Consider the following 23,994-nt stretch of genomic DNA (forward strand, 5'->3'; position numbering starts at 1 on the left):
GTCACTCCGCCGCGTCCGCGCCCGCGACGGGCGTCCCGCTCTCGTCGACGGTCATGACGCCGTCGACGGTGACCTCGTCGCCGACGGCGAGGACGTCGCCCCACGATCGCTCCTCGACGACGGTGTTGACCATCAGCCGGAAGTCGTGGTCGAAGCGGTCGCTCGCGGTCCACTCGGGCAGCGTCTCGCGGCGCTTCCGGACGAACCGCTCGCGGAACCCGTCGATCTCGGCCCCCGTGTCCGGGTCGCGAGAGGGGACGACGCAGCGCTGACACGGGTTGACGCCGATCAGCGCCGTGTCGCCGACCGCGACGCGGACGCCCTCCCCGTGGTCGGCGAACAGCCTGTCCTCGAAGAACGCCGGGCAGTCGTCCAACACGACGTTCGGGCGGAGCCGCCGGCGCATCTCCGTCGCGTCCGCCACGTCCTCGAACCACGAGGCGACGGTCGCCAGCGTCGCCCGCGAAACCACCGTCGGCCCGCGCGCGGCGCGGTCGTCGGGGAAGCCGCCCGCGTCGTCTCGCACGAGGTCGACCGCGTACCCGAGGTACTCGCCGACCCAGTCGGCCAGCGCGTCGCCTTCGTCGGGGAGCGCGAAGGTGCGCTCGTCGGCCGGGGCGCGTTCCGTCGCCGGTCGCGAGAGCGTCACGGCCGTCGGCGTGGCGTCGGGCGGGCCGGCAAGTTCGTACTCGGCGCTGAGCCCGTGGATCGCCGGCTCGCTCTTCCCGTTGACGTAGCCGCCGCCACCGCTGACGGAGGCGCGCTCCGGGTCGACGCCGGCCTCGACGAGCGCGTACGTGCGGTCGCCGCGGAGCGCGCCCTCGGGGCCGATCGCGGCGCGGTCGACGGCGACGCCGTCACAGGACTTCAGGGGATACGCGAGGAGTTCGGCGACGCGTGTCATACCGCGAGTTCGACGGGCCGGATAAAAAGCGATCGGCCGACGGGGGCGTCCCCGCCGGACGGTGGTCGCGCGCGACGACGGGTCAGAACAGCCCGGCGATGAACCCGACGCCCATGACGACGAGGACCGCCGCGGAGAACGCGGGCAGGTACGGGGTGTACCGCTCGACGCGCTCCCGAGAGCGGTGGTAGCCGGCGATCAGCAGCAACGTGAGTCCGACGATACCCGCGATGACGGTGAGCGCGTAAGCGCTCATCAGTTCGAGACAGTAGTTCGACCCGGCACAGAGCGCGATGATCTCGAACTCCTCCTCGTGGGCGAACCCGAGGACGAACGCGAACCACGCGATTCCCAGCAGGCCGCGGTCGGCCCCCTCGTCGAAGCCGCCGTGCGAGTGGCCGCCGACGAACGGGAGAAGCCGCTTCAATCGAGCGAGGCGTCCGTCGTCGTCATCGTGGTCGTGGCTGTGGTCGTGGTCGTGGCTGTGGTCGCGATCGTGGCCGTGGGCGTGAGCGTCGTGATCGTCCGACGCCTCAAGAGAGCCGTGAGAGTGCCCGTGGACGTACTCGCGGACGCCGAGCCCGATCAGCAGCGCGCCGGCGACGAGGCTGACCGGCCCACCGATCTGGACGCCGCCGAGCACCGTGATCGGCTCGTTGACCTGCGTGAGATCGAAGTAGCTCTTCGCGTAGAAGAAGACGACGACCATCGCGATGCTGCTCACGAGGTGGCCGAGGCCGATGATGGCGCTCGCCGCGAACCCGTACAGCCACTTGTTGGTCTGGTCGAGGGCGTAGGAGGCGGCGACCGGCCAGCCGTGGCCCGGTTCGACGCCGTGGACCGCGCCGAGGAGGACCGCGCCCGCGAGCGGGCCGAACAGTTCACTTGAGAGCATACGCGGCGCTCCGAGCGGGCGGGGTTTAGCGGTTGTTAGTACCGAACCGGGTGAATCGTCATAACGAACCTCTTGTACTCGCGGGATCCACGACGGCACAATGCGAACGAGCTTCAACGTCCCGGACGACCTCGTCGACGAGTTCGATCGGACGTGGCGGGAGGAGGGGATCGAGAACAGGTCGCGGGCGGTCCGCGAGGCGATGCGCGAGTTCGTGGAGTCGCACTCGCGGCTCGAAGACACGACCGGCGAGGTGGTCGCGCTCGTCGGCTTCGACTACCGCCACCACGAGGTCATCCGGGAGCTCCACGGCGCGCAACACGAGTATCAGGACGTGATCCTCAACACGAGTCACACCCACCAGGGCGAGTGGTGTCTGGAGTCGCTGTTCTGCCGCGGCGACGCCGAGCGCGTCCGACAGCTCACGTACCGGCTCCGCGACTTCGACGCCGTCCGTCGAGTGAAGGTGATGCTGATTCGGGACGGCCCCGACTGACCGGACGAGGTTCCCGAGTGGTAATCGAGGAACGTTCGCCGCGGCGATGTCGTCATCGTCGAGTTCGATCCGACGGAGGGCTCGGAGCAGAGAGGGGCACGGCCCTGCGTAGTCGTCCAGAACGATATCGGGAACGAGAACGACCCGACGACCATCGTCGTTCCGATCACGACATCGCGGGGAGACGAACTGTGTCCCTTCGAGATGCGTATTCCGGTCGCGGAGTCGCCGCTTCGGGAGGATTCGGTCGCGCTCTGTAGTCAAATTCGCACGGTGCCTATCGAACACCGCATTACCAACAGCAGTGGTTCCGTCCCGGAATCTCGAACGAAGGAAGTCGACGAGGCGCTCAGGTATGGCCTCGGCCTGATCGATCCCTAGCGATTCTCTCGCTGTTCGACCTTGTTCAATTCGATCAACAGCCGGAAGATCGCCTTCACGAGGTTCGCGTCCACGTCGAAGCGCTCGGCGTTCTCCCCGGCGCGCTCCATCACGCGCTCCTCCTGCCCCTCGTCGGTGGTCGGGAGGTCGCGCTCCTCCTTCACTGCCGCGACGGTGTCGGCGACGTACGTCCGGCGGGCGATCAGCTCGACTATCTCGCGGTCGATGTCCTCTATCTCGTGTCGCAGTTCGTCGAGGCTCCGGTCCTCCGCGTTGGGTGTGTCGCTCATTGGTAGTAGGGTCAGTGATCTGTCGCGGGCGCTCACTCGACGGTCGCGCCGTCGGCTCTCGTCGTCGTTCGCCGCAGCGTTCCGGGACGGTCGGCCCAGGCGTCGGCGACCGCGTCGAGGTCGGTCTCGGGATCGGCCGGGTCCGCGACGGCGACGACGCTCGGGCCGGTCCCCGACAGCGACACCGCGGTCGCGTGCGGCATCGCCTCGACCGCGGGGTCGGCGTCGAAGCCGAGCGCGGCGGAGAACGCCAGTCCGTTCACCGTCATCGCCTCGCCGTACCGCCCGTCGAGCACGAGGTCGGTGACGAGGTCAGCCATGGGCGCGACGGCCTCGCAGCGCGCCACGTCGGCGTCCGCGCTGTAGGCGCGCTCGGGCGGCGTCCAGACGAGAACGTCCCAGTCGACTGTCTCGCGGGCGCGGAGTTCGTCGGCGTCGTTGTCGGTGACGGTGACGCCGCCGAGCATCGACGCGGTCGCGTCGTCGAACGCGCCGGTGACCGTGACGCCGACCTCGCGGGCCGCTCGCACGCCAAGTCGACAGGCCTCCAGGCGGGTCACGTCGACCGCGGGGTCGTCCGGGTCGTCGCCGACCGCGTCGTCACTTGCGCGGCCGTCGTCGCCGACCGCGTCGCCACTTGCGCGGCCGCCGTCGCCGACCACGAGCCCGAGCGCGTCGCAGGTCGCGAGGACGGTCGCGTTGGCGGCCGCGCTGGAGCTTTTCAGCCCCGCCGCAAGCGGCACGTCGCTGTCGGTCCGGACGGTGCCGCCCTCGCCGTCGCCCCAGCGGTCGGTCGCGAGGCTCACGCAGCGCTCGATCAGGTCGGTGTCGGCGTCGGGGTCCTCGGCGATCTCGCCCGCGACGCCGTCGGCCGCGGGGTCGAGGTCGACCGCCGCGCGCGTCTCGACGTCGATGCCGAAGGCGGCGCCCGTGCCGGTCGCGAGCGCGTTCAACACGGTCCCGGCGCCGAGCGCCGCCGCCCGTCCTTCCATGGGTTCACGGCTCGCGAGCGCGGACAAAGAGGTAGCGATCACGGCGAGTCTCTCTGTCAGGGAGGCCGGGCGCCCCGGTTCCGGGGTATCAGAGCGGTTCCGCGCGCCTGACGGCCGCGTCGACCGCGTACCGCTCGGCGTCGGGTCGAACGGGCGTCCCGTCGGTCTCGAACCGGATCGTCACCTCGAACGACCGCGATCTCGTCCCGCCGAACCGGTTGTCGCGGGGGAAGCGTCGCGTGACGTACGCGAACCCGACCGCCTCGCGCTCGTCTGAGCCCCGCGGGACGGCGTACGCGTCGGCCCGGAACTCGATCGTTCCGTACTCGAACCGCCCCGCGTTCTCGACGGTCAAGCGGGCCCTGACCCGCGTCCAGCCGCCGCCCTGCGTCACGTCGCGGACCGTCGCGTCGGTGACGACGAGCCCTGACCCGTCGGGGTTGACCTCGTCGGGCGTCGCTTCCTCGGCGCCGCCGTCGGACCCGCCTCCGTCGCCGTCGGATCCGGTCTCGTCGCCGTCGGACCCGCCTCCGTCGTTCGCGTCCGAGCCGCCGGTCGTCCCGTTCTCGGTCTGTTGAGGGGTCGAGCCGCCCTCCTCCGAGGTCACCAGACAGCCGGCGAGCAGCCCGGCGACGCCGACCGCGACGACGCCCCGCCGCGACGCTCGCCGGACGGGTCGGTCGGCGTCCCGGCCGTCCGCCCCGTCCGCGGAACGGGTCATCGCATCACCGTCCCGAGGACCCCGGTCGACGCGCCGACGGCCGCGGCGACGAACGCCGTCGCAACCGTCGGCACGAACGCGTCCGCCAGCCCGTGCGCCTGCGCGGCGGCGTCGCCCTGCGAGACGACGATCATGGTGGCCGCGACCAGGCCGTACGCCAGCGCGCCGAGTCCCGTTCCGAGCCCGCATGTCACAGCCGCGGCGGTGACGCCGCGGGCACGGGACCCGACGAGGACGCCGAGGACGCCGGCCAGCGGGACCGCGCCGACGAGGACCGCCGCGGTCACGGCGAGGTACGACTGGGCGACGAACACGGGTCCGAAGCGCGCGGTCTCGCCGGTCGCGGCGGTCGCCAGCGCCGCCTCCGCCCAGCCCGTCGCGGCCGCGCCGACGATGCCGGCGCCGGCGCCGACGAGGGCGAACGCCGCGGCCACGAGGCCGATCTCGTTCGCGTTCACGCGCCGGTCACCCACCCGTGCCGTAGTCGGCCGTGCCAGCCCGTCCGCTCCTCCCACGCGTCGCCGGAGAAGCCGGTGGCGAGTAGGAACTCGCCCGCCCGGACGAGGTAGCCGTACTGGACGCCGGCGTGCTCGTCGAAGCCGTACCGCTCTCCCTCCGCCTCGCGGTGATAGAAGCGGTACCAGGGGGTCGGGCCGCCGTCGTCCCCAATTCCCCCGGCGGCGGCCGTGCCGTTCTCGGTCGCCGAGCCGTTCCCGGTCGCCGAACTGTTCCCGCTGAAGTCGGAACCGGCGAGCGTCGCCTCCGGGTCGATCGGCGCGCGCCCCTCCGTGGCGCCCTCGTCGAGGGCGGTCGAGAGCCGCGCGTCGGCGGTCTCCGCGTCCGGGTACCGCTGGACGTACACCGGGACGCCGTCCAGTTCGCGGGCCCAACCGCGGAACGTCTCTTCGGGCCGATTCCCCGCCGGCGGGCGGCGGGCGAACGAGAAGAACAGCTCCTCGACGCGGTCGGCGGGCCGCGGGATCGGGCCGAGGCGGGCACGCAGTTCGCGCCGGCGATCGGCACTAAGGGCGTCGCCGTAGATGCGCGGGACGCGGTCGCGGTCGATCTCATCTCGGTCGTACGGCCGGTGCGCGAACGTCGAGAAGCCGCGGCTCGCGACGGCGAGTTCGACGAGCGTCCCGGTCGTGACGCGACCCCGCTCGGGATTGTCCGGCGGGAGCGGCGCCAGCAGCCTCCGGAACAGGCGGTTGTGGATCGGGTTCCGCGAGAACTGTTCCTCGACGTAGAGGGAGGTTCCCATGCCCGCCAGCCCGGTGCGCAACCGGTCGAGTTCTTCGAGGGCGCGGTCCACGTCGCCGCGGGGCGCGAACTCGCGTAAGACCTCGACGTGGCGGTCGACTCGGTCGCGGATCCGGGACCCGGGCGAGAAGTGCGGTTCGAGGGCCTCGGCCGCGCGGGACGCCGCGGTCTCCCCCGCGGCGGCGACCGCGTCGACCTGTTCGGTCGCGATCGCCGCCTCCTCGTCGACGGTCGCCCGGACCGACCGGACCGTCGAGACCGCCTCGGCGACAGCGTCGCGGTAGGTCGCGACCGCGTCCGGGTACTCGGTCGCGAACCACACCGCGTCGTCGACGACCTCGCGCGTCGCGTCCGCGAGCGCGGCGTTCGTCACCGGCGGGTCGCCGTCGGCGTCCGCCGGGTCGTCGGAGGGGGGGTCCTCTGGCGGGTCGTCGGCGTCGCCCCCGTCTCCCCCGTCGCCCGGCGCGTCGGCGGCCTCGGGCGCGTCGGGATACTCGACGCCCTCGACGCCGAGGCACCCGGCGGTCCCGACGAGGGCGGCGCCGACGCCTAAGAGCGCCCGTCGCGTCCGTTGCATGACACGCACTCCCCGCGGCAGGAACTTAAATGTGGTACGCCGATTCTCGCTGTTGAGGGCGCGCCCGCAGTCCGGCGGTCCGACCGGCAGCCGAGCGACGCGTTGGGGCCGAGGGCCGAGCGCGTCCCTTTTGAGGCCGGCACCCCGAGCGTCGCGTATGTCCGCGCCATCACGCAGCGACGTGCCGCCGACCTCGATCGGCGTCGACCTCCGCGAGGAGGGCGTCGTCGTCGAGTACCTCGACGGCCGAACGACCCTCTACCGGGGCGCCCCCGACTCCGCCGAGGGGTCGGTCACCGCCGGTCCCGGCAAGGAGACGCACGTGCTCGTCACCGACCCGACGGAGACGGAGGGCGTGATGACGTACGTGAACGATTACAAGACCGACGACGAGATCCTCGAGGAGTCCGGCGTCGGTCGCGTCATCGTCGAGGACGGCGATCGCGACGAGGTGTTCCCCGGCGTGATCGTCGGCCGGGACGGTAAGCGCAACGAGGTCGTCGCCGATCCCGAGGTCGCCGGCGGGCGCGTGTTCGTCTTCGTCGAGGACGGTTGGACCGAGGGGAGCTACGAGATCGTCGAGGGCCCGGAGGACGGGCTCGACGCGCACCGGTGACCCCGACGCCGACGGGACCCTTCTGATGAGCCTCGCGAAACCCTGGCGCGAACTCGACCGCTCGACCGTCGGGAGCGCCCCCGATCGCTACGCACTCTACGAACTCGGCGATGCCGACGGCGACACGGTCGGGTTCGGCACGGGCGTCCTCCGCGACGAGCTGAAGGAGGCGCTCGCGTACGGCGACGCCGCGACGGTTCGGTGGGAGCTCGCCGACTCGCCCGACCACGCCGAGCGGCTGCTCGCGGACCACGTCGAGGAGTGACCCACTCGTCCGGTCCGCTCGTCCCGACCGACCGGGAACGACCGACAGACGAAAGGCCCGCGGCCGCCGAGGAGGCGACATGAGCGACGAGGCCGAGACCGACGGCGGCGACGAGGTGCTCCGCGCCAGCGACATCGGCGGCGAGGGGCCGCCGATCGAGGAGAAGCCGTACAAGATCGTCTTCGAGGCGAACAAGTGCTTCGGGGCGGGGAAGTGTGCCGAGGTCGCGGACAACTGGGTGATGGACGTGGCGAGCGGGATGGCGAAGCCGGAGGCGTACTACATCGGCGAGGAGGACCTAGCCGAGAACGTCAGCGCGGCAGAGGCGTGTCCCGCGAAGAAGGACGCGGGTGTGATCCACGTCGTCGACCGGCGGACCGACGAGGAGATCGCGCCGGACCCGCACGGCGACGGGACGCTCTCGGTCGACTGGTAGGGCCCGGGCTTCCGAAAGGGGTTTCACCGCGCCGCCGGTAGCCGAATCCGCGCGGGGGTGGCTGAGCCTGGCCAAAAGCGGCGGACTTAAGATCCGCTCCTGTAGAGGTTCGAGGGTTCGAATCCCTTCCCCCGCACTCCTGCGGCGAGCACTTCGCGAGCCGCGGGTGGAGACAAGGAACGGTTCGAACTAGGGAGCGGGAGGTGAGCGAGCCGCGACGCGGCGAGCGAACGGGAGCGACTGGAGTTCGAATCCCTTCCCCCGCACTCCTGGGGCGAGCACTTCGCGAGCGGCCCGCGAATTAACTGGCACCGTCCACCTGCTCGGCGAGCAGATCTCCGCTCCCGATTCCGAATGTCGATACTGGTGGGACCCGCGTCACGGCCCGAACGACCGACCTCGGAGGACCGGAAGCGGTCGCCCGAGCCTAAAGCTATCAGATGCGATAATCTCTCCCGCACAGTTTTGTGAGGGCGGTCGGAGCAGGGGACATGGAAGTTCCGCCCACCGTCCGGGAACACGCCGGCGTGCCGTTACTCGTCGGGATCGGCGGGGGGTTGTTCGCGACGCACGTGTGGCACGCGATCGGCGAGGAAGAGAGCGCCGCGACGTTCCTGTTGGGTATCGTCGCTCCCATGCTCTTCGCCGCCGGCGTCGTAGGCGGCGGCGTCTGGCTGTGGAGGCGGGACACGGACGGCGAGTACGCGCTCAGAGTCGGGAGTTGGTCCGCGGTCGGAGCCGCCGTCCTGGCCGTCGGTGGGGTCCTCGTGATACTGTATCAGCAGCAGTACGGCGTGGTGATGGACGAGCAGGCGTTCGTCGTCGTCAACGCCGCGTCGGGCGGAGCCCTCCTCGGATTCATCGTCGGCGTGTACGACATCCGGCAGCGGAGAGCGGAGGAGAGAGCGACCCGACTCACCCGGCAGCTAACCGTCCTCAACCGCGTCCTCCGTCACGACATCCGTACCAACGCCAACGTCATTCAGGGGAACGCGAGTCTCCTGACCGAGGAGTCGGTCGACACCGACGAGAAGGCCGACACGATCCGACAACAGGCGACCGATCTGGTGAAACTGGGGAAACAGGCCCGGAGCGTCGAGCAGATCCTGACCACGGAGGAGGTCGACCGAGAGTCACAGGAGCTCACCCCCACCGTCGAGGCGTGCTGCGAGCGAGTCCGGCGCGACAATCCGTCGGCGGAGATCGACGTCTCGCTGCCGCCGACGGTGCCCGTCGTCGCGCACCGGCTGATCGACTCGGCGCTGGCGAACGTCATCGAGAACGCGGTCGAACACAACGACAAGGAGACGCCGCGCGTCCGCGTCGAGACCGAGCCCGTCTCGCGGAATGGGACCGACTACGTCGAACTGCGAGTCGCCGACAACGGGCCGGGGATCGCCGAGAGCGAGATCGAGGTGTTGAAGCGCGGCTACGAGACGGACCTCGAACACACGAGCGGGCTCGGCCTCTGGCTCGTCAGCTGGATCGTGGCGCGCTCGGGCGGAGAGGTCCGCTTCGAGGAGAACGATCCCGAGGGCAGCGTCGTCTGCCTGCGACTGGCGCGGGCCGACGGCGGCGCGCGGTCCGTCGGGGGATCGGACACCGCCGCGCCCGCCGTGTAGCGGTCGCCGAGAGCCGTCTCTGCGTTCGACGACTGCTCTCGCCGCTCGGTCAGCGGATCGGCGCGCCGCCATCGGGTGCCGGATTCGGAGGGAGTCGCACGCGCGGCCCCGTGCTCGCGACCGCGGCGGGCGACGCCGGCGGCAACGGCGGGGCGGAGTGGGGCGGTCGCGCTAACAGCAGAACATGAACGGGTAGACCAGGGCGACGCGGTCGCCCGCCTCGAGCTCCGTGTCGAATCCGTTCTCGTTCTCGTTGAAGTGGCCGTTCACGAGGATCCGGGCGTACGTCGTCGTCTGCTCGCCGACCGGGTTCTTCGTCCACGTCCCCGGCGGCTCGTCCGGCGCCGGCGCCCAACCGCTGTGAGTCGCGTCCGCCTCGGTCTCCGCGATGAGCGTCTCCTGGAGCTGCGGATACTCCTCGAACAACTCGTCGAGGAACGCCCGGAGCGTGTCGCCCTCGAACGCGTACTCGAACTCGTGCTCGTCGAGCTCCGTGCGGACGTGGCCGGTACACCGGACGGTGACCGTCGTCTCCGCCTCGGTCGCGGCGGTCGGCGCATCCTCCGCGTCCGTGCCGTCCGCCGCTGTCGGGGGCGACTCCGCCAGTTCGCTGGTCTGAGTCATGTGTCGGCGTACGCCGCCGCCTCGGGTAAGACAGAGTGCGAACATGTTCGCCGGGATAGTGCCGACGGGACGCGGGCACCGTCGGCCGTCGCCCTCTGCGCGCGGGTCGAGCCGCCCGCCTCACTCGTCGAGCCGGTCGGAACGCTCCGACCACCCGGTCGCGTCCGTCGCGAGGTCGTGGACCTCCTTCCGGATCCCCGCGTAGTTGTCGACGATGTCCTGCGTGGTGACGATCCCCACCGGCGTCGTCCCGTCGACGACGACGAGCTTCTTGACGCCCTCCGACCGCATCCGCTTCGTCGCCGTCCGGAGCGTCGCGCTCGGTCGGACCGTGACGAGGGGAGCGCTCGCCGCCTTCCGGACCGGAATCGCCGACAGCGGGTCGTCGGTCGCGTAGCCGGCGCGGAGCACGTCGCTCTCCGTCAGGATCCCGGCCGGCGTCCCGTCGTCGGTGACGACGACGCTGCCGACCCGGTTGCGGAGCATCCGCTCCGTGGCGTCTCGGACCGCGGCGTCGGCCCCGCAGGTCACGAGGTCCGTCGTCATCACCTCCTCGACGAGCATACACTGGGGTACCGCGTCGGCGTACTTGTAGGTGTCTTCGCGGGGCGCGGAACCGGGCGCGGCGCGGAACCGGGCCTCGGCCCCGCGCGGCGCGGCCGCCGCCGCTCAGTAGTGCCAGGGGTACTCGCGGAACCGCGGCTCCCGGCCCTCAAGGAACGCGTCGCGGCCCTCTTGGGCCTCCTCTGTCATGTACGCGAGCCGCGTCGCCTCGCCCGCGAACACCTGCTGGCCGACCATCCCGTCGTCGGCCATGTTGAACGCGTACTTCAGCATCCGCATCGCCGTCGGCGACTTCCGAGTCATCTCGTCGGCCCACTCTAGGGCCACCTCTTCCAAGTCTTCGTGCGGGACGACCTCGTTGACCATGCCCATGTCCGCCGCCTCCTCGGCGGAGTAGGTCTTCCCGCGGAAGAACACCTCGCGGGCCTTCTTCTGGCCGATCTGCTTCGCGAGGTAGGCGGAGCCGAACCCGCCGTCGAACGAGCCCACGTCGGGGTCGGTCTGGAGGAACTGCCCGTGCTCCTCGCTGGCGAGCGTCATGTCGCAGACGACGTGGAGCGAATGACCGCCGCCGACCGCCCAGCCGGGGACGACCGCGACGACGGGCTTCGGCATGAACCGGATCAAGCGCTGGACTTCGAGGATGTGGAGCCGCCCCGCCCGCGCCTCGCGGACGAGGTCGTCGTCGTCGTCGCCCGCCTCGTCGTCGTCGCGGTACTCGTAGCCGGAGCCGCCCCGGACGGACTGGTCGCCCCCCGAGCAGAACGCCCAGCCGCCGTCCTTCTCGGACGGGCCGTTGCCGGTGAGGAGGACGCAGCCGACCTCGGCCTGCTTGCGCGCGTGGTCGAGCGCGGCGTACAACTCGTCGACCGTGCCCGGCCGGAATGCGTTGCGGACCGCGGGGCGGTCGAAGGCGATCCGGACCGCGGGGACATCGACGGCGCGGTGATAGGTGATGTCGTCGAACTCGTCGGTGACGGGCTCCCACGCGTCGGGATCGAAGATCTCCGAGACCATGCCGGATCGTACGTCCGGACCGTTGATAAACGGCGTCGGATCGACGGACGGAGAACGCGACCGCGCCCGGACCGGGGTGAAGTGAAGCCGTTCGGCTCAGAACGGTGCGCGCTCGGTGCGCCGCACGGCCGGAAGCGGGAGCCGGCTCCGGAGTCCGAGGGGGACGCGGGAGCCGCGACTCGCCCGTCGGGACCCGTCAGTCGTTCTGCGCGTACGCGCCCTTCGGGTGGCCCTTGTGCTGGAGGTTGCGGTTGTCGCGCTTCCGCGTCGCCGTCGCGGGGATGACCTCGCGGGACGGGTCGATCTCGGACCGCGGCATCCCGGTGTACCCGTGGTCGGGATGCTCGGAGCAGTGTGCCATCGCGTCGTGCGAGCCCTCCCACGGGCCCTCGTCACAGCCGTCCGCCGTACAGACGAACACTATCTCCTCTGACATGCTAACCGTGGCTTCCGGGTCGGTGTACAAAAACCCCGCACCGAAATTATCAGACTTGATTTCGGGCCGTGTCCGAGGCGGACCGACGGCGCGGCGGAGGGTCAGTCTCCCGCGGCGGGCGCGCCGAACAGCTCGACGCTCGTCCCGTCGTGTCGGCAGTCCTCGAGGGCGTGCTTGGCCGCGAATCCGGCCTCATGGGCGGACGGGCCGCGGCCGACGCCGACCTGGAGCTCGATGTCCACGTCGTCCTGTACGTGGGTGACCGCCGACGAGAACGCCGCCTCCGGGAGGTCGGGACAGACGGCCACGACGTTGTCGCCGCCGACGAAGAAGGAGAGGGCGCCGTGCGCCTCGCGGAGGTGGCGCATCAGCGAGCCGTACGCCCGTTCGATGTTGATGAACGTGTCGAACTCGTTGAGCCGGTCGGTGTACTTGCCGGTCGCGTTGACGACGTCGAAGTGCGCGATCTGGAGGTCCGACCGCTCCGTCTCCGAGAGGTACTCGCCCGCGAGCACCTCGGTCCGACTCTCGTCCTGCGCGCTGCCCGCGGTCTGAAGCCGCCGGTTCGCCGCTTCGAGCGCGTCGACCGGGCGCTCGGCGACGGCGGTCCCGAGGCTGATACTGACCGGGTAGCGGTTGCCGATCGACTCTTGGAGGGTCGCGTGGGCCGCGCCGTCGACGCCGTTGGTCACCGCGATCATGTTGTCGAAGCGAGTGAAAAAGACGTAGGCGTCGCGGTGGCCGAGGAACTGGGCCACGTCGGCGAAGAGCCGCGACTGGAGCGTCTGGAGATCCATCTCACGGCGCGGCTCCGGCGTCGTCGTCCACGGCCCGTAGTTGTCGATCTGGACGAGGGTCACCTGAGTCGTCGTCACAGTGAACGTCGGTACGGAACCCGGCCGCTTTACCCTTCCGTTATCCCGAAGGTGGGAACGGTACCGAGTTCGTGATCGGCGCCGCGGCGGCAGCGGTCCGTTCGCGGACGCGAGCGCAACTCCTAGGACCGTGGCGCCCCCACCACGAATATGGATTTCAGCGGCGCCGTCCTCGACGTCGACGGCACGGTCGTGCGGGGCGACGATCCGATTCCGGGCGCCCCCGCTGGGTACCGCCGCCTCCGGGAGGTCGGCGTCGAGACGCTGTTCGTCTCGAACAACCCGACGAAGGCGCCGCGGGCGTACGTCGACCGGCTCGGTGGGGCGGGGTACGACATCGACGCGGACCGCGTCTTCACCGCGGGCAGCGTGACGACGCGGTACCTGCGGGAGCACCACCGCGACGACGACCTGCTCTGTATCGCCGACCCCGGACTGCTCGACCAGTTCGCCGAGGCTGGGCTCTCGACGACCGACGACGTGGACGCCGCCGACGCGCTGGTCGCCTCCATCGACCGCGAGTTCGACTATGAGGACCTCTGTACCGCGCTCTGGGCCCTAGAGCGCGACATCCCCTTCATCGGTACCGACCCAGACGTGGTGATCCCGGCCCCGGAGCGCGACGTGCCCGGCTCCGGCGCCGTGATCAACGCGATCGCCGGCGTCGCGGAGCGCGACCCCGACGCCGTCCTCGGCAAGCCCTCGGACACCGCGATCGAGATGGTGCGCGAGCGGCTCCCCCACCCCGCCAAGGAGTGTCTCGTCGTCGGCGACCGGCTCGACACCGACATCGCGCTCGGCGAGCGCGCCGGGATGACGACCGTCCTCGTCCGGTCGGGCGTCACCGACGACGCCGACCTCGCGGCGTCCGAGATCGAGCCGGACCACGTGCTCGACCACCTCGGTCAGATCGACCGAGTCGTGGGCTGAGGAACCCCGAAGCGGTCGGTACCCGTTCGCCGCGTGGGAAACAGTTATGTGCGGTCGAGCGTACCGTTCTCGCATGAGAGTGGTTGACTCACACGAGGACCGGACCGGAGACGACGAGGAGGACCCCGAGGAGTCCGTCCGCGTGGTGGAGGGACACGCGGTCCAGTTCAACGAGTACCGGTACTGACGGGCGAGCGCGTTCGGGCCTGACGGGCGAGGGAATGCGGTTGTGACGCCTGGATCGGTGTCCGCGCTGTCCAGACGGCCGGCGCCGGCGTCCGCGCGGGCCGCGACCGACCGCCCGACGGCTGTCGGGACCGTTAAGTGGTCGTCGCGGGTAGCCGAGGGTGTGATACCGAGGCTCCGACGCGCGAGTACCTTCGCCGCGGTGGCCGCGATCGCGGTCCTCGCGCCGGCGCTCGACACCGCCGCAGCCGTCCCCTTCTTCGCCGTCGCCGGGGCCGCGTTCTTCGGCGTCCGCGACGGCGAGTGGTTCGAGACGCTCGCGCTGCCGGGCGACCGCGAGGCGGAGCGCCTCTACGGCCTTGTCTCCTTCGCGCTCGCCGGCGCGGGCCTCGCGCTGTTCGCGTCGCTGCCGCGCGCGCCGCTGCCGTACGAGGCGTTCGCGGCCGCGACGCTCGCGGTCGGCGCCGGCCGCCTCGGCCGGACGCTCGTCTCCCGTCGGACCGCGGACGAGTTCCCGCTCGTCGCCGGCTACGTGGTCGCCGGCACGGCCGCCGCCCTCGCCGGACAGATCGCGGTGCGCCTTCAGACCGGGGCGCCGGTCGACGGCGCGACGCTCCCGGTCGCGGTGTTTTTCGCGGCGGCCGCGGCGCTGACGGCCGCGCTCGTCCGCTCGCTGGTGTTCTCGCGGGACGCTCACATCACGACGATCCTCGTCGCGTTCGTGACGTGGGGGTTCATCGCCCTGGATCCGACCGTCGACGCCCCCCTCGTCGTCGCCGGCCTCGCGGTGACCGGCGCGCTCGGGTACGTCTCCTTCGCCATCGGCACCGCCTCGGTTGCGGGGATGCTCACCGGGGTCGTCTCGGCGCTGCTCGCGGTCGTCCTCGGCGGCGTCGGCTGGTTCCTTACCCTCATGTCCTTCTACGCGTTCGGGGGGCTCGCCTCGAAGTACCGGTTCGACGAGAAGGCGGCCCGCGGGGTCGCCCAGGAGAACGAGGGGGCCCGCGGCACCGGGAACGTGCTCGCGAACTCGGCGGTCGCGCTCGCGGCGGTGGTCGGCTACGCGGTCGCGCCGCACCTCGCCGTCCCGGCCGCGCCCTTCGGCTTCGCGTTCGCGGGCGCGACCGCGACCGCGATGGCCGACACGCTCTCCTCGGAGATCGGCGGCCTCTACGACGGCCCGCGGCTGGTGACGACGCTCCGCCGCGTCGAGCCCGGGACCGACGGCGCGATCACCTGGCAGGGCGAACTGGCCGGCCTCGCCGGCGCGCTGCTCGTCGGCGCCCTCGCCGCCGGCGGGTCGCCGCTGATCAGCCCGGTGGTCGCCGGCGGCGTCGCGGCGGGCGGGGCCGTCGTCGCGGCCGGCGTCACCGGGATGACCGTTGACAGCCTCCTCGGCGCCCTGATCGAGGGGGATCGCGTCGGGAACCAGTCGGTGAACTTCCTCGCGACGCTCGCCGGCGCCGTCGTCGCCGTCGCGCTCTGGGCGGTGGTGTGAGATGACGGGCGACGGCGACGGCGCCGGGCGAAAACCCGACGCCTCCGGCGATCCCGACCCACGAGTGCGCCCCGGCCGACCCGCCGACGCCGACCGGATCCGCGGGCTCCAGTCGCACCTCAGGCAGCCGAGCCCGGACCTCCTGGAGTACGGCCTCGCGGTTGGCGCCGCCCGCGTGAGCGTCGCCGAGGGACGCGTCGTCGGCTACCTCCTCCCCGTGGACGCGCCGAACCGCCCGGGGCTCCACGTCGCGGAGCTCGTCGTCGCGCCCGGCTTCCGGCGCGAGGGGCGCGCCCGCGGGCTCCTCGACGCGGCGATCGCGGACGCCGACGGCCCCGTCACGCTCCAGGCCCACCCCGACAACGACGCCGCCCGCTCGCTGTACGAGTCGCTCGGCTTCGAGGTCGTCGACCGCCGACCGGACGCGTACGCCGACGGCGACGCGCTCGTGCTGCGATACGTCTCGTAAGGGGTCGGCGGCGCGCTCGTATGCGGGGACCGCAGGCACAAGGACTATTCGAGCGCCACGCCTCCGGACAGCCATGAGTGACGCCGACGCGGAGACGGGGTCGATCGAGGTCGACTTCGGCGAGGACGGGCTGGTGCCGGCGGTCGCCCAGGACGCCGACTCCGGCGAGGTGTTGATGCTCGCGTACGTCTCGCCGGAGGCGCTGGCGCGCACCCGCGAGACCGGCGAGGCGCACTACTACTCCCGGTCCCGCGAAGAGATCTGGCACAAGGGAGATACCTCGGGCCATACCCAGTCGGTCCGGGAGGTCCGGGTCGACTGCGACGCCGACGCGCTGCTGTACCTCGTCGACCAGGCCGGCGGCGCCTGCCACACCGGCCACCGCTCCTGTTTCCACCGGACGGTCGACGGCGAGAACGTCGGCGAGCGCGTCTTCGACCCGGACGAGGTGTACTGACCGATGTCGGGGGAAACCGCCGGCGCCACGTCGGGAGGCGCCGAGGGCGACGAGGACGACCCCGTCCGCGGGGCCGGCGAGGCGGCCGCGCGGCTCCGGGAGCGCTACGACGAACTCCGCCGGATCGAGTCGCGGATCGACGACCACGGGCGGGACCGGGTCGAGGCGGCGGCCGACGCGTACCGCCACGCGCACCGGATCCTCGACCGATACGAGGAGGACGCGGTCGGGTCGGGCGACTTCGAGTCGTACGTCCGGTTCCGCGGCGAGTTCGGGGACGCGGTCGACGTCGACGACGACCTGCCGGCCGCCGAGGCGTTCGAGGCGGCGGACGAGGCGGTCGACAAGCGGCGCCTCTCCGACGAGGACTTCGCTGCCGCCCGCGAGGCGCTGGAGCCGGCGGGGGAGTTCGTCGACCTCCTGGAGGCGTACGACGACGCGGTCGACGACTACCGGGCGGGCCGGAAAGCGGCCAAAGAGGCCCGCAAGCGGCTGGAGTCGCGGGTGGAGGAGCTCCGTGAGGTCGCCGACATGGCCGACGCGGACCTCGACGCGGACCTCGACCGCCTCCGCCGGCCGATCGATTCGTACGATGAGGCGGTGATGGAGGCGTTCCGTGAGTTCTTCAAGTCGGCGTCCGCCCGCGAGGTGTTCGACTTCCTCGACCGCGCGGACGCGACTCCCTTCGTCGACGTCGACGTGCCGCCGACCGACCTCGCGGAGTACGTCGAGACGCACGCGGCCGGCGAGGAGCCGCCCGCGACGCTGCTGGAGTACGCCGACTACACGAACTCGAAGCTCGACCACTACGTCGACGACCCGGGCGCGCTCCGCACGGCGGTCGCGGTCCACCGGACGTACCTCGAACGGCTCGACGGCGAGCCGCTGACGCTCGACTGGCCGCCGAAGCCGGGCGACGAGCTCGCCTACGAGATCGACGAGCTGGTCCCGCTCGTCGGGCGGATCGCCGACGACGACGTGGTCGCGACCCTGCGCTCGGTCCGCGAGCTCGCGCGGAGCGACGAGTACGGGCGCCTCCGCCGCGCGGCGGAGGTGCGCCACGCGCTCGACGACGGGGACCTCGCCCTGATCGAGCGCGGCGAGGCCGACGAGCGGCTCGCCGAGGCCGAGCGGACGCGCTCGGTCGTCGACGACGTGTTGAGCGAGACGGAGCGGTGAGCGGCGCGGGCGGCGACCGGATCCCCCGCCGTCGAGTGCGGATTTTTAAGCCTCGTCGCGGCGGAGCACGGGTATGACCCGATTCGACGCCGCGACCGAGGACGAGCGGCTGAAGCTGTTCGCCGACGCCGCGGCCGCGCACCGCGCGCGCTCCGGCGACGTGATGACCGTCGACGTCGACCCCGACAGCGACGACACCAACGGCGGCGAGGTCCCGCCGTGGATCCAGCTCGCGGGCACGGAGCTAATTCTCGACTGTACCGACGAGGAGCTGGAGCGGCTGAAGGCCCTGCTCTCGGAGTTCCCGGAGTTCCGCATCGACGAGCTCGTCAGCCCGGAGGAGGCCGAGGGGACGAACGCGGTCGTCACGGCGCGCTCGGACGCGAACCGCGTCGCCGGGTTCGTCGAGCGCGCCTTCCGAGAGGTGTACGAGCTCGACGCCGAGTACCGGGCGTGGGTGACGGCGATCTGACGCGGGCGATCGGCAAAGGCGTCACCGACCGGCCGGGCGTTACTGGCCGACCCGAACGTCACCGACCGCGGGTCACTTCGCGAAGTAGCTCGTGAAGTAGCCCGAGAGGAAAGAGCTGATCGCGACCGCGAGGAGGAGGTCGGTCGTGTCATGGTCGCCGTCGTCGGCCGCGAACCAGGTGACCGCGACGCCGATGCCGAGCGAGATCAGGCCGTTCGCCGTGTCTTCTTTGACTCCCATACCCCCCGTTGGCGGCGGAGCGACAAAACCGATGCGGCGGGTCCGGTCTCGTCCGCACCGCGGCGAGTCGGCGCGGTCGCGCTAGCGCCCTCACCGCCGCTCAGTGGAACCCGCGGTCGACGTCGTCGTCCTCGATCAGGTCGTCGAGCTCGGCGGTGAGCAGCTCCTCGGCCTCCTCGAAGGTGTCGGAGAGTTCGTCGAGCTCGTCGGGCCGTCCGTCGAACTCGTACTCCATCGGGCCGAAGGCGGGGGAGTCGACCGCTTCCATCACGTCCTCAAAGAGGTGGTCCGGGTCGGTCGGCGCCTCGGCGTGGACTCTCAGCGTCTCGGTGAGCCGCGTCGCCATCTCCTCGGCGTGGTCCTCGTCCTCGGGCGCCGTCCGGACCGCGAACCGCCCGTCGCTGTCGGCGTCGGGCAGGAGCGGGTCCAGCCCGTCGTCGACCTTGCGGGCGACCTGCGCTCCGACGCCGCGGAGGTCGCGAGGGTTCTTCGCGTACGTCTTCAGGTGGTAGAGGCCGACGCTCGGGTGACCGAAGTAGAGGTCCTCCCCGAGGCCGCCGCGGCGGGAGCCGGCGACCGCGCGCCAGCCGTCGGGGTCGGTCGAGTCGCTCGCGACATCCGCGAGGATGTCGTCCCAGTCTCGCACGCGCATGTCGGTCGACAGTACGGAAACGCGGGCGCAAGAGCGTGTCGGTGGCGGCGGCGCGCGCCGGAGCGGGTCGTCAGGGCGCGTGGAACGAGGGCGGTCGGCGGGACTACTGGTACGCCTGAATCCCGGTGAGGTCCTCGCCGAGGATCAGGGTGTGGATGTCGTGGGTCCCCTCGTAGGTGTAGACGGTCTCCATGTTCGCCATGTGGCGCATCGGGGAGTAGTCGGCCGTGATCCCGTTGCCGCCGAGCATCTCGCGGGCGATCCGCGACTGGTCGCGCGCCGTCCGCACGTTGTTGCGCTTGGCCATCGAGACGTGCTGTGGCCGCAGCTCCCCCGCCTCCTTGAGGTCGGCGAGCCGGTGGGCGAGCAGCTGCGCGAGCGTGATCTGCGTCGCCATCTCCGCGAGCTTCTCCTGTTGCATCTGGAAGCCGCCGATCGGCTTGCCGAACTGCTCGCGGTCCGCGGCGTACTCCCGGGCGGTCTCGAAGCAGTCCTGCGCGGCGCCGACGGCGCCCCACGCGATGCCGTAGCGGGCCTGTGTCAGACACGACAGCGGTCCCTTCATCCCCTCGACGCCGGGGAGGCGGTTCTCGGCGGGCACGCGGACGTTCTGGAGACTGATCTCGCCCGTGATCGACGCCCGGAGGCTGAGCTTCTCGTCGATCTTGTTCGTCGTGACGCCGTCGCGGTCGGTCTCGACGAGGAACCCGCGGACGGGCGTCCCCTCCTCGCCGTGGTCCTTCGCCCACACGACCGCGACGTCCGCGATCGGGGAGTTCGTGATCCACGTCTTCGAGCCGTTCAGGACGTACTCGTCGCCGTCGGGCTCGGCCATCGTCTCCATCGCGGAGGGGTTCGACCCGTGTTCCGGCTCCGTGAGCCCGAAACAGCCGACCGCATCGCCGGTGCCGAGCCGCGGGAGCCACTCCTCTTTCTGCTCGTCGCTGCCGAACGCGTGGATCGGGTACATCACGAGGGCCCCCTGAACGCTCGCCATCGAGCGGAGTCCGGAGTCGCACGCCTCCAGCTCGCGCATCAGCAGGCCGTACGCAGTCTCGCTGACATCGGGTAAGCCGTACCCGTCGAGGTTCGGCGCGTAAAAGCCCATCTCACCCATTTTCGGGATGAGGTCCGTGGGGAACGTCCCCTCGATCCAGTGGTCGCCCATGTCCGGGACCTCCCCGTCGACGAACGAGCGCGCGGAGTCGACGAGCAGGCGCTCCTCCTCGGACAGGGTCGACTCCATGTCGAAGTAATCCAGCATACCATCGCTATCGAACCCAAGAATAAATAACCATAGTTGTGTCCGCCACCCGACCGGAGCCGCGGGCAGCGGTGGTCAGGGAGAGACGGGCGACCCCGGCGAGAGGCCTATCGGGAACGGTTCGGCACCGGTCACGCGTCCGCGTGGCGCGAGGTAGCCGCACGCGGACGTGGAGCCCGCCCGATCTGCGGGTCTCCCACCCGTAGTTTTGTATCGCGGTTACGAGGGGTCCCTCATGGAGTTTCCCGACCGTTCCGAGGTCGACGGGCTCATCGATCCGCAGCCCCTGCCGGAGTTCGCGCGGGTCCGGTACGAGCCGCGGGCCGAGCGCCTTGACGGGGTCGCGGAGACGGCGCGCAAAGAGCTGGACGAACTCGCGCTCGACGGCCTCGACTCGGGCGCCACCGTGGCCGTCGGGGTCGGCAGCCGCGGGATCGACCGGATCGACGAGGTCGCGGCGGCGGTCGTCGAGCGGATCGCCGAGCGCGGCTTCGAGCCCGTGGTGGTGCCGGCGATGGGGAGCCACGGCGGCGCGACTCCGGAGGGGCAACGAGAGGTGCTGGCGGCGCTCGGAGTCACCGAGGAGCGCGTCGGCGCGCCCATCGACGCGCGGATGGGAGCCGAGCGGCTGGCGACGGCGGGCGTCGGCGACGCCGACCTGCCGGTGTACTTCTCCGAGGCGGCGCTCGCGGCCGACGCCGTCGTCGTGGTGAACCGGGTGAAGGCTCACACCAACTTCACGGGGGAGATCGAGAGCGGGCTGACGAAGATGACGGTCGTCGGGCTCGGTAAGCAGCGCGGGGCGAAGTCGTTCCACTCGACGGCGCTCGCCGAGGGGTACGTCGAGACGCTGACGGCCGCGCTCGACGTGATCGAGGAGGAGACTCCCCTCGTCGGGGGGATCGCGCTCGTCGAGAACTTCGAGGAGGAGATCGGTCACCTGGAGGCCGTCCCGGCGGGGTCGTTCCTCGCCCGGGAACCGGAGCTGTTGGAGCGCGCGAACGACGAGATGCCGACGCTCCCCGTCGACGACGTGGACCTCCTGGTCGTCGACGAGATCGGGAAGGAGATATCAGGGGCGGGGATGGACACGAACGTCATCGGGCGCTACCGCGTCCTCAACGCGTCCGACCCGGAGACGCCCGACGTCGACCTCATCTACGTCCGCGGGCTCACCGAGGCGACGAAGGGGAACGGCAACGGGATCGGGCTCGCGGACCTCACCCGGCGGTCGGCCGTCGACCAACTGGACCTGAAGAAGTCGTACGCGAACGCGCTCACGAGCGGGTCGCTCGCGAAGTCGAAGCTCCCCGTCGTGGCGCCCGACGACGAGTTCGGGCTCCGGACCGCGGCGGCTGCGTTGGGGGCGTACGACCCCGAGACCGCCCGGATCGTCTGGATCCGAAACACGCAGGACCTCGGCGAGTACCGCGTCTCCGACGCCGTGGTCGACGACCTCCCGGAGGGGGCTGACGTGGTCGGCCGCGAGACGGTCGCGTTCGAGGACGGGACGGCGCGGTTCGAGGCGGCGGGCGGCGACGGATCGGGCGCCTGACGCCCAGTACGGCCGCGTCGAGCGTGTCGGTCGCTCCGCCGCTTGCCTGCAAGAAAATGTTTTCACGGCGTACGCGGGATAGGAGAGACATGGACCTACAGATCGACGGGAACGCGGCGCTCGTCACCGCATCGTCCAGCGGGCTCGGCAAGGCATCGGCGAAGGCGCTGGCGCGGGAGGGCGTCGACGTCGTCATCAACGGCCGCGACGAGGAGCGACTGGCGGCCGCGAAAGAGGAGATCGAGGCGGTCGCGACCGGCGAGGTCGTCGCACAGCCGGCCGACCTGACGGACGCCGCCGAGGTCACAGCGCTCGTGGAGGCGACCGTCGACGAGTTCGGCACTGTCGACCACCTCGTGACGAGCGCCGGCGGCCCTCCTTCCGGCTCGTTCCTCGACACCGACGACGAGGACTGGCAGCACGCCTACGACCTGCTCGTGATGAGCGTCGTCCGGCTGGCGCGGGAGTCGTATCCCCACCTCAGGGAGGGCGACGACGGCACCATCGTGAACATCACCTCCCGCAGCGTGAAGGAAGCCATCGACAGCCTCGTGCTGTCGAACGCGGTCCGGATGGGCGTCATCGGGCTGGAGAAGACCCTCTCGAAGGAGTTCGCTCCGGAGGTGCGCGCGAACGCGGTCCTGCCGGGCCCCCACGAGACGAGCCGGATCCGGGACCTCGTCGAGGCCGCCGTCGAGCGGGGCGAGTACGACTCCTACGAGGAGGGGCTCGACGACTGGGCGGGGAACCCCCTCGAACGCATCGGCGACCCGATGGAGCTCGGCAACACGGTCGCGTTCCTCTCGTCGCCGAAGTCCGGCTACGTCAACGGTACCGCGCTCCCGATCGACGGCGGCTCCACCGGAGCGAACCTATGAAGCCGGTTGCGTTCGACGAGGCGGAGACGTACGAGCCGGAGGAGGGCTGGCGGCGCGTGTCGATGGCGGGCAGCGACCGGTTCTCCTTCGAGTGGTTCGAGAAGCCGCCGGGCCACAGCTCGCCGATGCACGACCACGAGAACGAGCAGGTGTGCCTCTGTCTGGAGGGCGAGCTGACCGTCGCGACCGAGGACGACGAGGTGACGCTTCAGAAGAACGACTCCGTCCTCTTAGCGCCCAACGAGCCCCACCGCGTCGAGAACACGGGCGACGAGCTCGCCGTCGGCCTCGACGTGTTCGCGCCCGGACGCTCGTTCGACTTCTGGACCGACCGCGAGGAGTGAGATGAGTGGACCGAGGACGAGATGAAGTACCTCGCGCGCACGGCGACCGGCAACCCCCTGCTCGGCGACGAGACGGGGTACGTCCCGCTCGGCGCCGTCGAGCCCGACCTCGAGACGGTCCGCGACGCGCTCCCCCGAGCTGCCGCGGGGACGCTCGGCAGCGTCGCCAGCGCGACGGCCGACCCCGTCCCGGCGGCCGACCTGTCGTTCGGCGCGCCGCTGGCGTCGTTCGGGAAGCTGTGGGGGATCGGCCTGAACTACGCGGAACACGCCGGCGATCTCGACGAGGAGCGCCCGACGGAGCCGGCGAGCTTCATGAAACCGTCGTCGGCCCTGACCGGGCCGGACGGCCCGATCCGCCTGCCGCCGCGGTCGCAGAGCGAACGGGTGACCGCCGAGGCGGAGCTGGCCGTCGTGATGGGCCGGACGTGCCGGGGCGTCGACGAGGGCGAGGTGAGCGACGTGATCGCCGGCTTTCTGCCCGTGATCGACATGACCGCGGAGGACGTGCTCCAGCAGAACCCCCGGTTCCTCACCCGGGCAAAGAGCTACGACACGTTCCTCGTGCCCGGCGCCGCGATCGCGGTGCTGGAGGGGCCGCTCGACCTCGACGGACTCTCGGTGCGCACCGAGGTCAACGGGGAGGTGCGGGCCGAAAACGAGATCCGTAACATGCTGTTCCCGCCGGCGGAGATCGTCTCGTTCCACGCCGACGCGATGACGCTGGAACCGGGGGACCTGTTCAGCACGGGGACGCCCGGCGCGGCGCCGATCGCCCCCGGCGACGAGGTGCGGGCGGTCGTCGAGTCGATCGGGTCCGTCACCGCGCCGGTGACCCGGTAGGCGAGCGCCGACCCGACGCGGACGCGATCCCGGCTCACCGACAGCGTTTTTCGACG

30 protein-coding genes, 1 tRNA gene and 1 pseudogene are annotated in these 23,994 nt (G+C 71.2%); 17 read left to right on the forward strand and 15 right to left on the reverse strand.

All coding sequences use genetic code 11. The features are described 5' to 3' along the window. Position 1: 1 nt before the first annotated feature. Both EXE51_RS06925 and EXE51_RS06930 read right to left on the reverse strand, forming a co-directional pair. Complete coding sequence (locus EXE51_RS06925; RefSeq protein WP_137692315.1) at positions 2 to 904, reverse strand: MOSC domain-containing protein; 903 nt, start codon at positions 902 to 904, stop codon at positions 2 to 4. 82 nt (positions 905 to 986) lie between these two features. Further along, a complete protein-coding gene (locus EXE51_RS06930; RefSeq protein WP_049931608.1) occupies positions 987 to 1,799 on the reverse strand; it encodes a hypothetical protein in 813 nt (270 codons plus the stop codon). A 100-nt stretch (positions 1,800 to 1,899) separates the two neighbouring features. On the opposite strand from EXE51_RS06930, the gene EXE51_RS06935 reads away from it, so the two are divergent. Then, positions 1,900 to 2,295 carry a CopG family ribbon-helix-helix protein gene (locus EXE51_RS06935; RefSeq protein ID WP_049931609.1) on the forward strand — a complete coding sequence of 132 codons (396 nt, stop codon included), beginning with the start codon at positions 1,900 to 1,902 and terminating at the stop codon, positions 2,293 to 2,295. Positions 2,296 to 2,325: 30 nt separating this feature from the next. Beyond that, positions 2,326 to 2,676 (forward strand): annotated as a pseudogene (locus EXE51_RS06940) (type II toxin-antitoxin system PemK/MazF family toxin); the annotation flags it as partial. On the opposite strand, the gene EXE51_RS06945 reads toward EXE51_RS06940, so the two are convergent. The 5 genes from EXE51_RS06945 to EXE51_RS06965 form a co-directional block, all read right to left on the reverse strand. Further along, on the reverse strand, positions 2,673 to 2,966 hold the full coding sequence (locus EXE51_RS06945; protein ID WP_049931610.1) for a chorismate mutase: 294 nt from the start codon (positions 2,964 to 2,966) through the stop codon (positions 2,673 to 2,675). The pseudogene EXE51_RS06940 and the gene EXE51_RS06945 overlap by 4 nt on opposite strands. A 32-nt stretch (positions 2,967 to 2,998) precedes the next feature. Beyond that, positions 2,999 to 3,958 (reverse strand): shikimate kinase, encoded by a 960-nt coding sequence (locus EXE51_RS06950; RefSeq protein WP_137692316.1) that lies wholly within the window; start codon positions 3,956 to 3,958, stop codon positions 2,999 to 3,001. A gap of 88 nt (positions 3,959 to 4,046) precedes the next feature. After that, positions 4,047 to 4,679 carry a hypothetical protein gene (locus EXE51_RS06955; protein WP_137692317.1) on the reverse strand — a complete coding sequence of 211 codons (633 nt, stop codon included), beginning with the start codon at positions 4,677 to 4,679 and terminating at the stop codon, positions 4,047 to 4,049. Then, positions 4,676 to 5,137 carry a hypothetical protein gene (locus EXE51_RS06960; RefSeq protein WP_137692318.1) on the reverse strand — a complete coding sequence of 154 codons (462 nt, stop codon included), beginning with the start codon at positions 5,135 to 5,137 and terminating at the stop codon, positions 4,676 to 4,678. Before EXE51_RS06960 ends, EXE51_RS06955 begins: the two co-directional genes overlap by 4 nt. Then, on the reverse strand, positions 5,134 to 6,516 hold the full coding sequence (locus tag EXE51_RS06965) for a hypothetical protein (protein ID WP_049931615.1): 1,383 nt from the start codon (positions 6,514 to 6,516) through the stop codon (positions 5,134 to 5,136). The genes EXE51_RS06960 and EXE51_RS06965 overlap by 4 nt, the downstream gene beginning before the upstream one ends. A gap of 157 nt (positions 6,517 to 6,673) precedes the next feature. On the opposite strand from EXE51_RS06965, the gene EXE51_RS06970 reads away from it, so the two are divergent. From EXE51_RS06970 to EXE51_RS06990, 5 genes are all read left to right on the forward strand, one after another. After that, a complete protein-coding gene (locus EXE51_RS06970) occupies positions 6,674 to 7,132 on the forward strand; it encodes a DUF5796 family protein (RefSeq protein ID WP_049931616.1) in 459 nt (152 codons plus the stop codon). 25 nt (positions 7,133 to 7,157) lie between these two features. After that, entirely contained in the window at positions 7,158 to 7,397 is a 240-nt protein-coding gene (locus tag EXE51_RS06975; protein WP_049931617.1) for a hypothetical protein, read from the forward strand. A 79-nt stretch (positions 7,398 to 7,476) separates the two neighbouring features. Then, entirely contained in the window at positions 7,477 to 7,833 is a 357-nt protein-coding gene (locus EXE51_RS06980; protein ID WP_086215433.1) for a ferredoxin, read from the forward strand. A 51-nt stretch (positions 7,834 to 7,884) separates the two neighbouring features. Then, positions 7,885 to 7,969 (forward strand) — tRNA-Leu (locus EXE51_RS06985). 355 nt (positions 7,970 to 8,324) lie between these two features. Further along, positions 8,325 to 9,455, forward strand: a complete 1,131-nt coding sequence (locus tag EXE51_RS06990; RefSeq protein ID WP_089308154.1) for an ATP-binding protein — start codon at positions 8,325 to 8,327, stop codon at positions 9,453 to 9,455. Positions 9,456 to 9,626: 171 nt separating this feature from the next. Here EXE51_RS06990 and EXE51_RS06995 read toward each other — a convergent pair whose 3' ends face one another. From EXE51_RS06995 to EXE51_RS07015, 5 genes are all read right to left on the reverse strand, one after another. Then, on the reverse strand, positions 9,627 to 10,079 hold the full coding sequence (locus EXE51_RS06995; protein WP_137692319.1) for a MoaD/ThiS family protein: 453 nt from the start codon (positions 10,077 to 10,079) through the stop codon (positions 9,627 to 9,629). Positions 10,080 to 10,199: 120 nt separating this feature from the next. Continuing rightward, positions 10,200 to 10,643: a CBS domain-containing protein gene (locus EXE51_RS07000; RefSeq protein ID WP_137692320.1), complete on the reverse strand. Its 444-nt coding sequence runs from the start codon at positions 10,641 to 10,643 to the stop codon at positions 10,200 to 10,202. A 105-nt stretch (positions 10,644 to 10,748) separates the two neighbouring features. Next, positions 10,749 to 11,660 (reverse strand): 1,4-dihydroxy-2-naphthoyl-CoA synthase, encoded by a 912-nt coding sequence (locus EXE51_RS07005; RefSeq protein ID WP_049931623.1) that lies wholly within the window; start codon positions 11,658 to 11,660, stop codon positions 10,749 to 10,751. A gap of 196 nt (positions 11,661 to 11,856) precedes the next feature. Next, positions 11,857 to 12,096 carry a hypothetical protein gene (locus EXE51_RS07010; RefSeq protein ID WP_049931624.1) on the reverse strand — a complete coding sequence of 80 codons (240 nt, stop codon included), beginning with the start codon at positions 12,094 to 12,096 and terminating at the stop codon, positions 11,857 to 11,859. A 101-nt stretch (positions 12,097 to 12,197) separates the two neighbouring features. After that, the gene (locus EXE51_RS07015) at positions 12,198 to 12,971 is read right to left on the reverse strand and encodes a GTP cyclohydrolase III (protein WP_049931625.1); all 774 of its coding nucleotides are present in this window, start codon (positions 12,969 to 12,971) and stop codon (positions 12,198 to 12,200) included. A gap of 150 nt (positions 12,972 to 13,121) precedes the next feature. On the opposite strand from EXE51_RS07015, the gene EXE51_RS07020 reads away from it, so the two are divergent. The 6 genes from EXE51_RS07020 (at position 13,122) to EXE51_RS07045 (ending at position 18,162) form a co-directional block, all read left to right on the forward strand. Next, the gene (locus EXE51_RS07020; RefSeq protein WP_049931626.1) at positions 13,122 to 13,901 is read left to right on the forward strand and encodes an HAD-IIA family hydrolase; all 780 of its coding nucleotides are present in this window, start codon (positions 13,122 to 13,124) and stop codon (positions 13,899 to 13,901) included. A 349-nt stretch (positions 13,902 to 14,250) separates the two neighbouring features. Then, positions 14,251 to 15,585 (forward strand): DUF92 domain-containing protein, encoded by a 1,335-nt coding sequence (locus EXE51_RS07025; RefSeq protein WP_089308157.1) that lies wholly within the window; start codon positions 14,251 to 14,253, stop codon positions 15,583 to 15,585. 1 nt (position 15,586) lies between these two features. Continuing rightward, positions 15,587 to 16,054 carry an N-acetyltransferase gene (locus EXE51_RS07030; protein WP_049931629.1) on the forward strand — a complete coding sequence of 156 codons (468 nt, stop codon included), beginning with the start codon at positions 15,587 to 15,589 and terminating at the stop codon, positions 16,052 to 16,054. 73 nt (positions 16,055 to 16,127) lie between these two features. Next, entirely contained in the window at positions 16,128 to 16,511 is a 384-nt protein-coding gene (gene hisI / locus EXE51_RS07035) for a phosphoribosyl-AMP cyclohydrolase (RefSeq protein ID WP_049931630.1), read from the forward strand. Between the two features lie 3 nt (positions 16,512 to 16,514). Beyond that, positions 16,515 to 17,690, forward strand: a complete 1,176-nt coding sequence (locus tag EXE51_RS07040) for a hypothetical protein (RefSeq protein ID WP_094593352.1) — start codon at positions 16,515 to 16,517, stop codon at positions 17,688 to 17,690. A gap of 73 nt (positions 17,691 to 17,763) precedes the next feature. After that, positions 17,764 to 18,162: a hypothetical protein gene (locus tag EXE51_RS07045; protein WP_086215441.1), complete on the forward strand. Its 399-nt coding sequence runs from the start codon at positions 17,764 to 17,766 to the stop codon at positions 18,160 to 18,162. 72 nt (positions 18,163 to 18,234) lie between these two features. Here the strand turns inward: EXE51_RS07045 and EXE51_RS17720 are convergent, their stop codons facing one another. The 3 genes from EXE51_RS17720 to EXE51_RS07055 all read right to left on the reverse strand — a co-directional run bounded on the left by EXE51_RS17720 (position 18,235) and on the right by EXE51_RS07055 (position 20,318). Then, positions 18,235 to 18,402 carry a hypothetical protein gene (locus tag EXE51_RS17720; protein ID WP_167373073.1) on the reverse strand — a complete coding sequence of 56 codons (168 nt, stop codon included), beginning with the start codon at positions 18,400 to 18,402 and terminating at the stop codon, positions 18,235 to 18,237. Positions 18,403 to 18,502: 100 nt separating this feature from the next. Next, positions 18,503 to 19,054, reverse strand: coding sequence for a hypothetical protein (locus EXE51_RS07050; protein ID WP_049931633.1), 552 nt, complete (start codon positions 19,052 to 19,054; stop codon positions 18,503 to 18,505). Between the two features lie 103 nt (positions 19,055 to 19,157). Further along, the gene (locus tag EXE51_RS07055; protein ID WP_086215442.1) at positions 19,158 to 20,318 is read right to left on the reverse strand and encodes an acyl-CoA dehydrogenase family protein; all 1,161 of its coding nucleotides are present in this window, start codon (positions 20,316 to 20,318) and stop codon (positions 19,158 to 19,160) included. Between the two features lie 235 nt (positions 20,319 to 20,553). Between EXE51_RS07055 and EXE51_RS07060 the strand changes: the two genes are divergently transcribed. From EXE51_RS07060 to EXE51_RS07075, 4 genes are all read left to right on the forward strand, one after another. Further along, positions 20,554 to 21,873 (forward strand): DUF362 domain-containing protein, encoded by a 1,320-nt coding sequence (locus EXE51_RS07060; RefSeq protein WP_137692321.1) that lies wholly within the window; start codon positions 20,554 to 20,556, stop codon positions 21,871 to 21,873. Positions 21,874 to 21,962: 89 nt separating this feature from the next. Further along, entirely contained in the window at positions 21,963 to 22,751 is a 789-nt protein-coding gene (locus EXE51_RS07065; RefSeq protein ID WP_137692322.1) for an SDR family oxidoreductase, read from the forward strand. Beyond that, the gene (locus EXE51_RS07070) at positions 22,748 to 23,095 is read left to right on the forward strand and encodes a cupin domain-containing protein (protein WP_089308162.1); all 348 of its coding nucleotides are present in this window, start codon (positions 22,748 to 22,750) and stop codon (positions 23,093 to 23,095) included. Before EXE51_RS07065 ends, EXE51_RS07070 begins: the two co-directional genes overlap by 4 nt. Positions 23,096 to 23,116: 21 nt before the next feature. Then, positions 23,117 to 23,938, forward strand: coding sequence for a fumarylacetoacetate hydrolase family protein (locus EXE51_RS07075; RefSeq protein ID WP_094553438.1), 822 nt, complete (start codon positions 23,117 to 23,119; stop codon positions 23,936 to 23,938). Positions 23,939 to 23,994 lie beyond the last annotated feature (56 nt).

This window comes from Halorubrum sp. CGM5_25_10-8B (assembly GCF_005435095.1).
GTDB classification, from domain to species: domain Archaea; phylum Halobacteriota; class Halobacteria; order Halobacteriales; family Haloferacaceae; genus Halorubrum; species Halorubrum ezzemoulense.

Coding starts and splice junctions, on each gene's coding strand:
- EXE51_RS06925 (WP_137692315.1), bottom strand. CDS start 904: ATGACACGCGTCGCCGAACTCCTCGCGTATCCCCTGAAGTCCTGTGAC.
- EXE51_RS06930 (WP_049931608.1), bottom strand. CDS start 1,799: ATGCTCTCAAGTGAACTGTTCGGCCCGCTCGCGGGCGCGGTCCTCCTC.
- EXE51_RS06935 (WP_049931609.1), top strand. CDS start 1,900: ATGCGAACGAGCTTCAACGTCCCGGACGACCTCGTCGACGAGTTCGAT.
- EXE51_RS06945 (WP_049931610.1), bottom strand. CDS start 2,966: ATGAGCGACACACCCAACGCGGAGGACCGGAGCCTCGACGAACTGCGA.
- EXE51_RS06950 (WP_137692316.1), bottom strand. CDS start 3,958: ATGGAAGGACGGGCGGCGGCGCTCGGCGCCGGGACCGTGTTGAACGCG.
- EXE51_RS06955 (WP_137692317.1), bottom strand. CDS start 4,679: ATGACCCGTTCCGCGGACGGGGCGGACGGCCGGGACGCCGACCGACCC.
- EXE51_RS06965 (WP_049931615.1), bottom strand. CDS start 6,516: ATGCAACGGACGCGACGGGCGCTCTTAGGCGTCGGCGCCGCCCTCGTC.
- EXE51_RS06970 (WP_049931616.1), top strand. CDS start 6,674: ATGTCCGCGCCATCACGCAGCGACGTGCCGCCGACCTCGATCGGCGTC.
- EXE51_RS06975 (WP_049931617.1), top strand. CDS start 7,158: ATGAGCCTCGCGAAACCCTGGCGCGAACTCGACCGCTCGACCGTCGGG.
- EXE51_RS06980 (WP_086215433.1), top strand. CDS start 7,477: ATGAGCGACGAGGCCGAGACCGACGGCGGCGACGAGGTGCTCCGCGCC.
- EXE51_RS06990 (WP_089308154.1), top strand. CDS start 8,325: ATGGAAGTTCCGCCCACCGTCCGGGAACACGCCGGCGTGCCGTTACTC.
- EXE51_RS06995 (WP_137692319.1), bottom strand. CDS start 10,079: ATGACTCAGACCAGCGAACTGGCGGAGTCGCCCCCGACAGCGGCGGAC.
- EXE51_RS07000 (WP_137692320.1), bottom strand. CDS start 10,643: ATGCTCGTCGAGGAGGTGATGACGACGGACCTCGTGACCTGCGGGGCC.
- EXE51_RS07005 (WP_049931623.1), bottom strand. CDS start 11,660: ATGGTCTCGGAGATCTTCGATCCCGACGCGTGGGAGCCCGTCACCGAC.
- EXE51_RS07010 (WP_049931624.1), bottom strand. CDS start 12,096: ATGTCAGAGGAGATAGTGTTCGTCTGTACGGCGGACGGCTGTGACGAG.
- EXE51_RS07020 (WP_049931626.1), top strand. CDS start 13,122: ATGGATTTCAGCGGCGCCGTCCTCGACGTCGACGGCACGGTCGTGCGG.
- EXE51_RS07030 (WP_049931629.1), top strand. CDS start 15,587: ATGACGGGCGACGGCGACGGCGCCGGGCGAAAACCCGACGCCTCCGGC.
- hisI (WP_049931630.1), top strand. CDS start 16,128: ATGAGTGACGCCGACGCGGAGACGGGGTCGATCGAGGTCGACTTCGGC.
- EXE51_RS07040 (WP_094593352.1), top strand. CDS start 16,515: ATGTCGGGGGAAACCGCCGGCGCCACGTCGGGAGGCGCCGAGGGCGAC.
- EXE51_RS07045 (WP_086215441.1), top strand. CDS start 17,764: ATGACCCGATTCGACGCCGCGACCGAGGACGAGCGGCTGAAGCTGTTC.
- EXE51_RS17720 (WP_167373073.1), bottom strand. CDS start 18,402: ATGGGAGTCAAAGAAGACACGGCGAACGGCCTGATCTCGCTCGGCATC.
- EXE51_RS07050 (WP_049931633.1), bottom strand. CDS start 19,054: ATGCGCGTGCGAGACTGGGACGACATCCTCGCGGATGTCGCGAGCGAC.
- EXE51_RS07055 (WP_086215442.1), bottom strand. CDS start 20,318: ATGCTGGATTACTTCGACATGGAGTCGACCCTGTCCGAGGAGGAGCGC.
- EXE51_RS07060 (WP_137692321.1), top strand. CDS start 20,554: ATGGAGTTTCCCGACCGTTCCGAGGTCGACGGGCTCATCGATCCGCAG.
- EXE51_RS07065 (WP_137692322.1), top strand. CDS start 21,963: ATGGACCTACAGATCGACGGGAACGCGGCGCTCGTCACCGCATCGTCC.
- EXE51_RS07070 (WP_089308162.1), top strand. CDS start 22,748: ATGAAGCCGGTTGCGTTCGACGAGGCGGAGACGTACGAGCCGGAGGAG.
- EXE51_RS07075 (WP_094553438.1), top strand. CDS start 23,117: ATGAAGTACCTCGCGCGCACGGCGACCGGCAACCCCCTGCTCGGCGAC.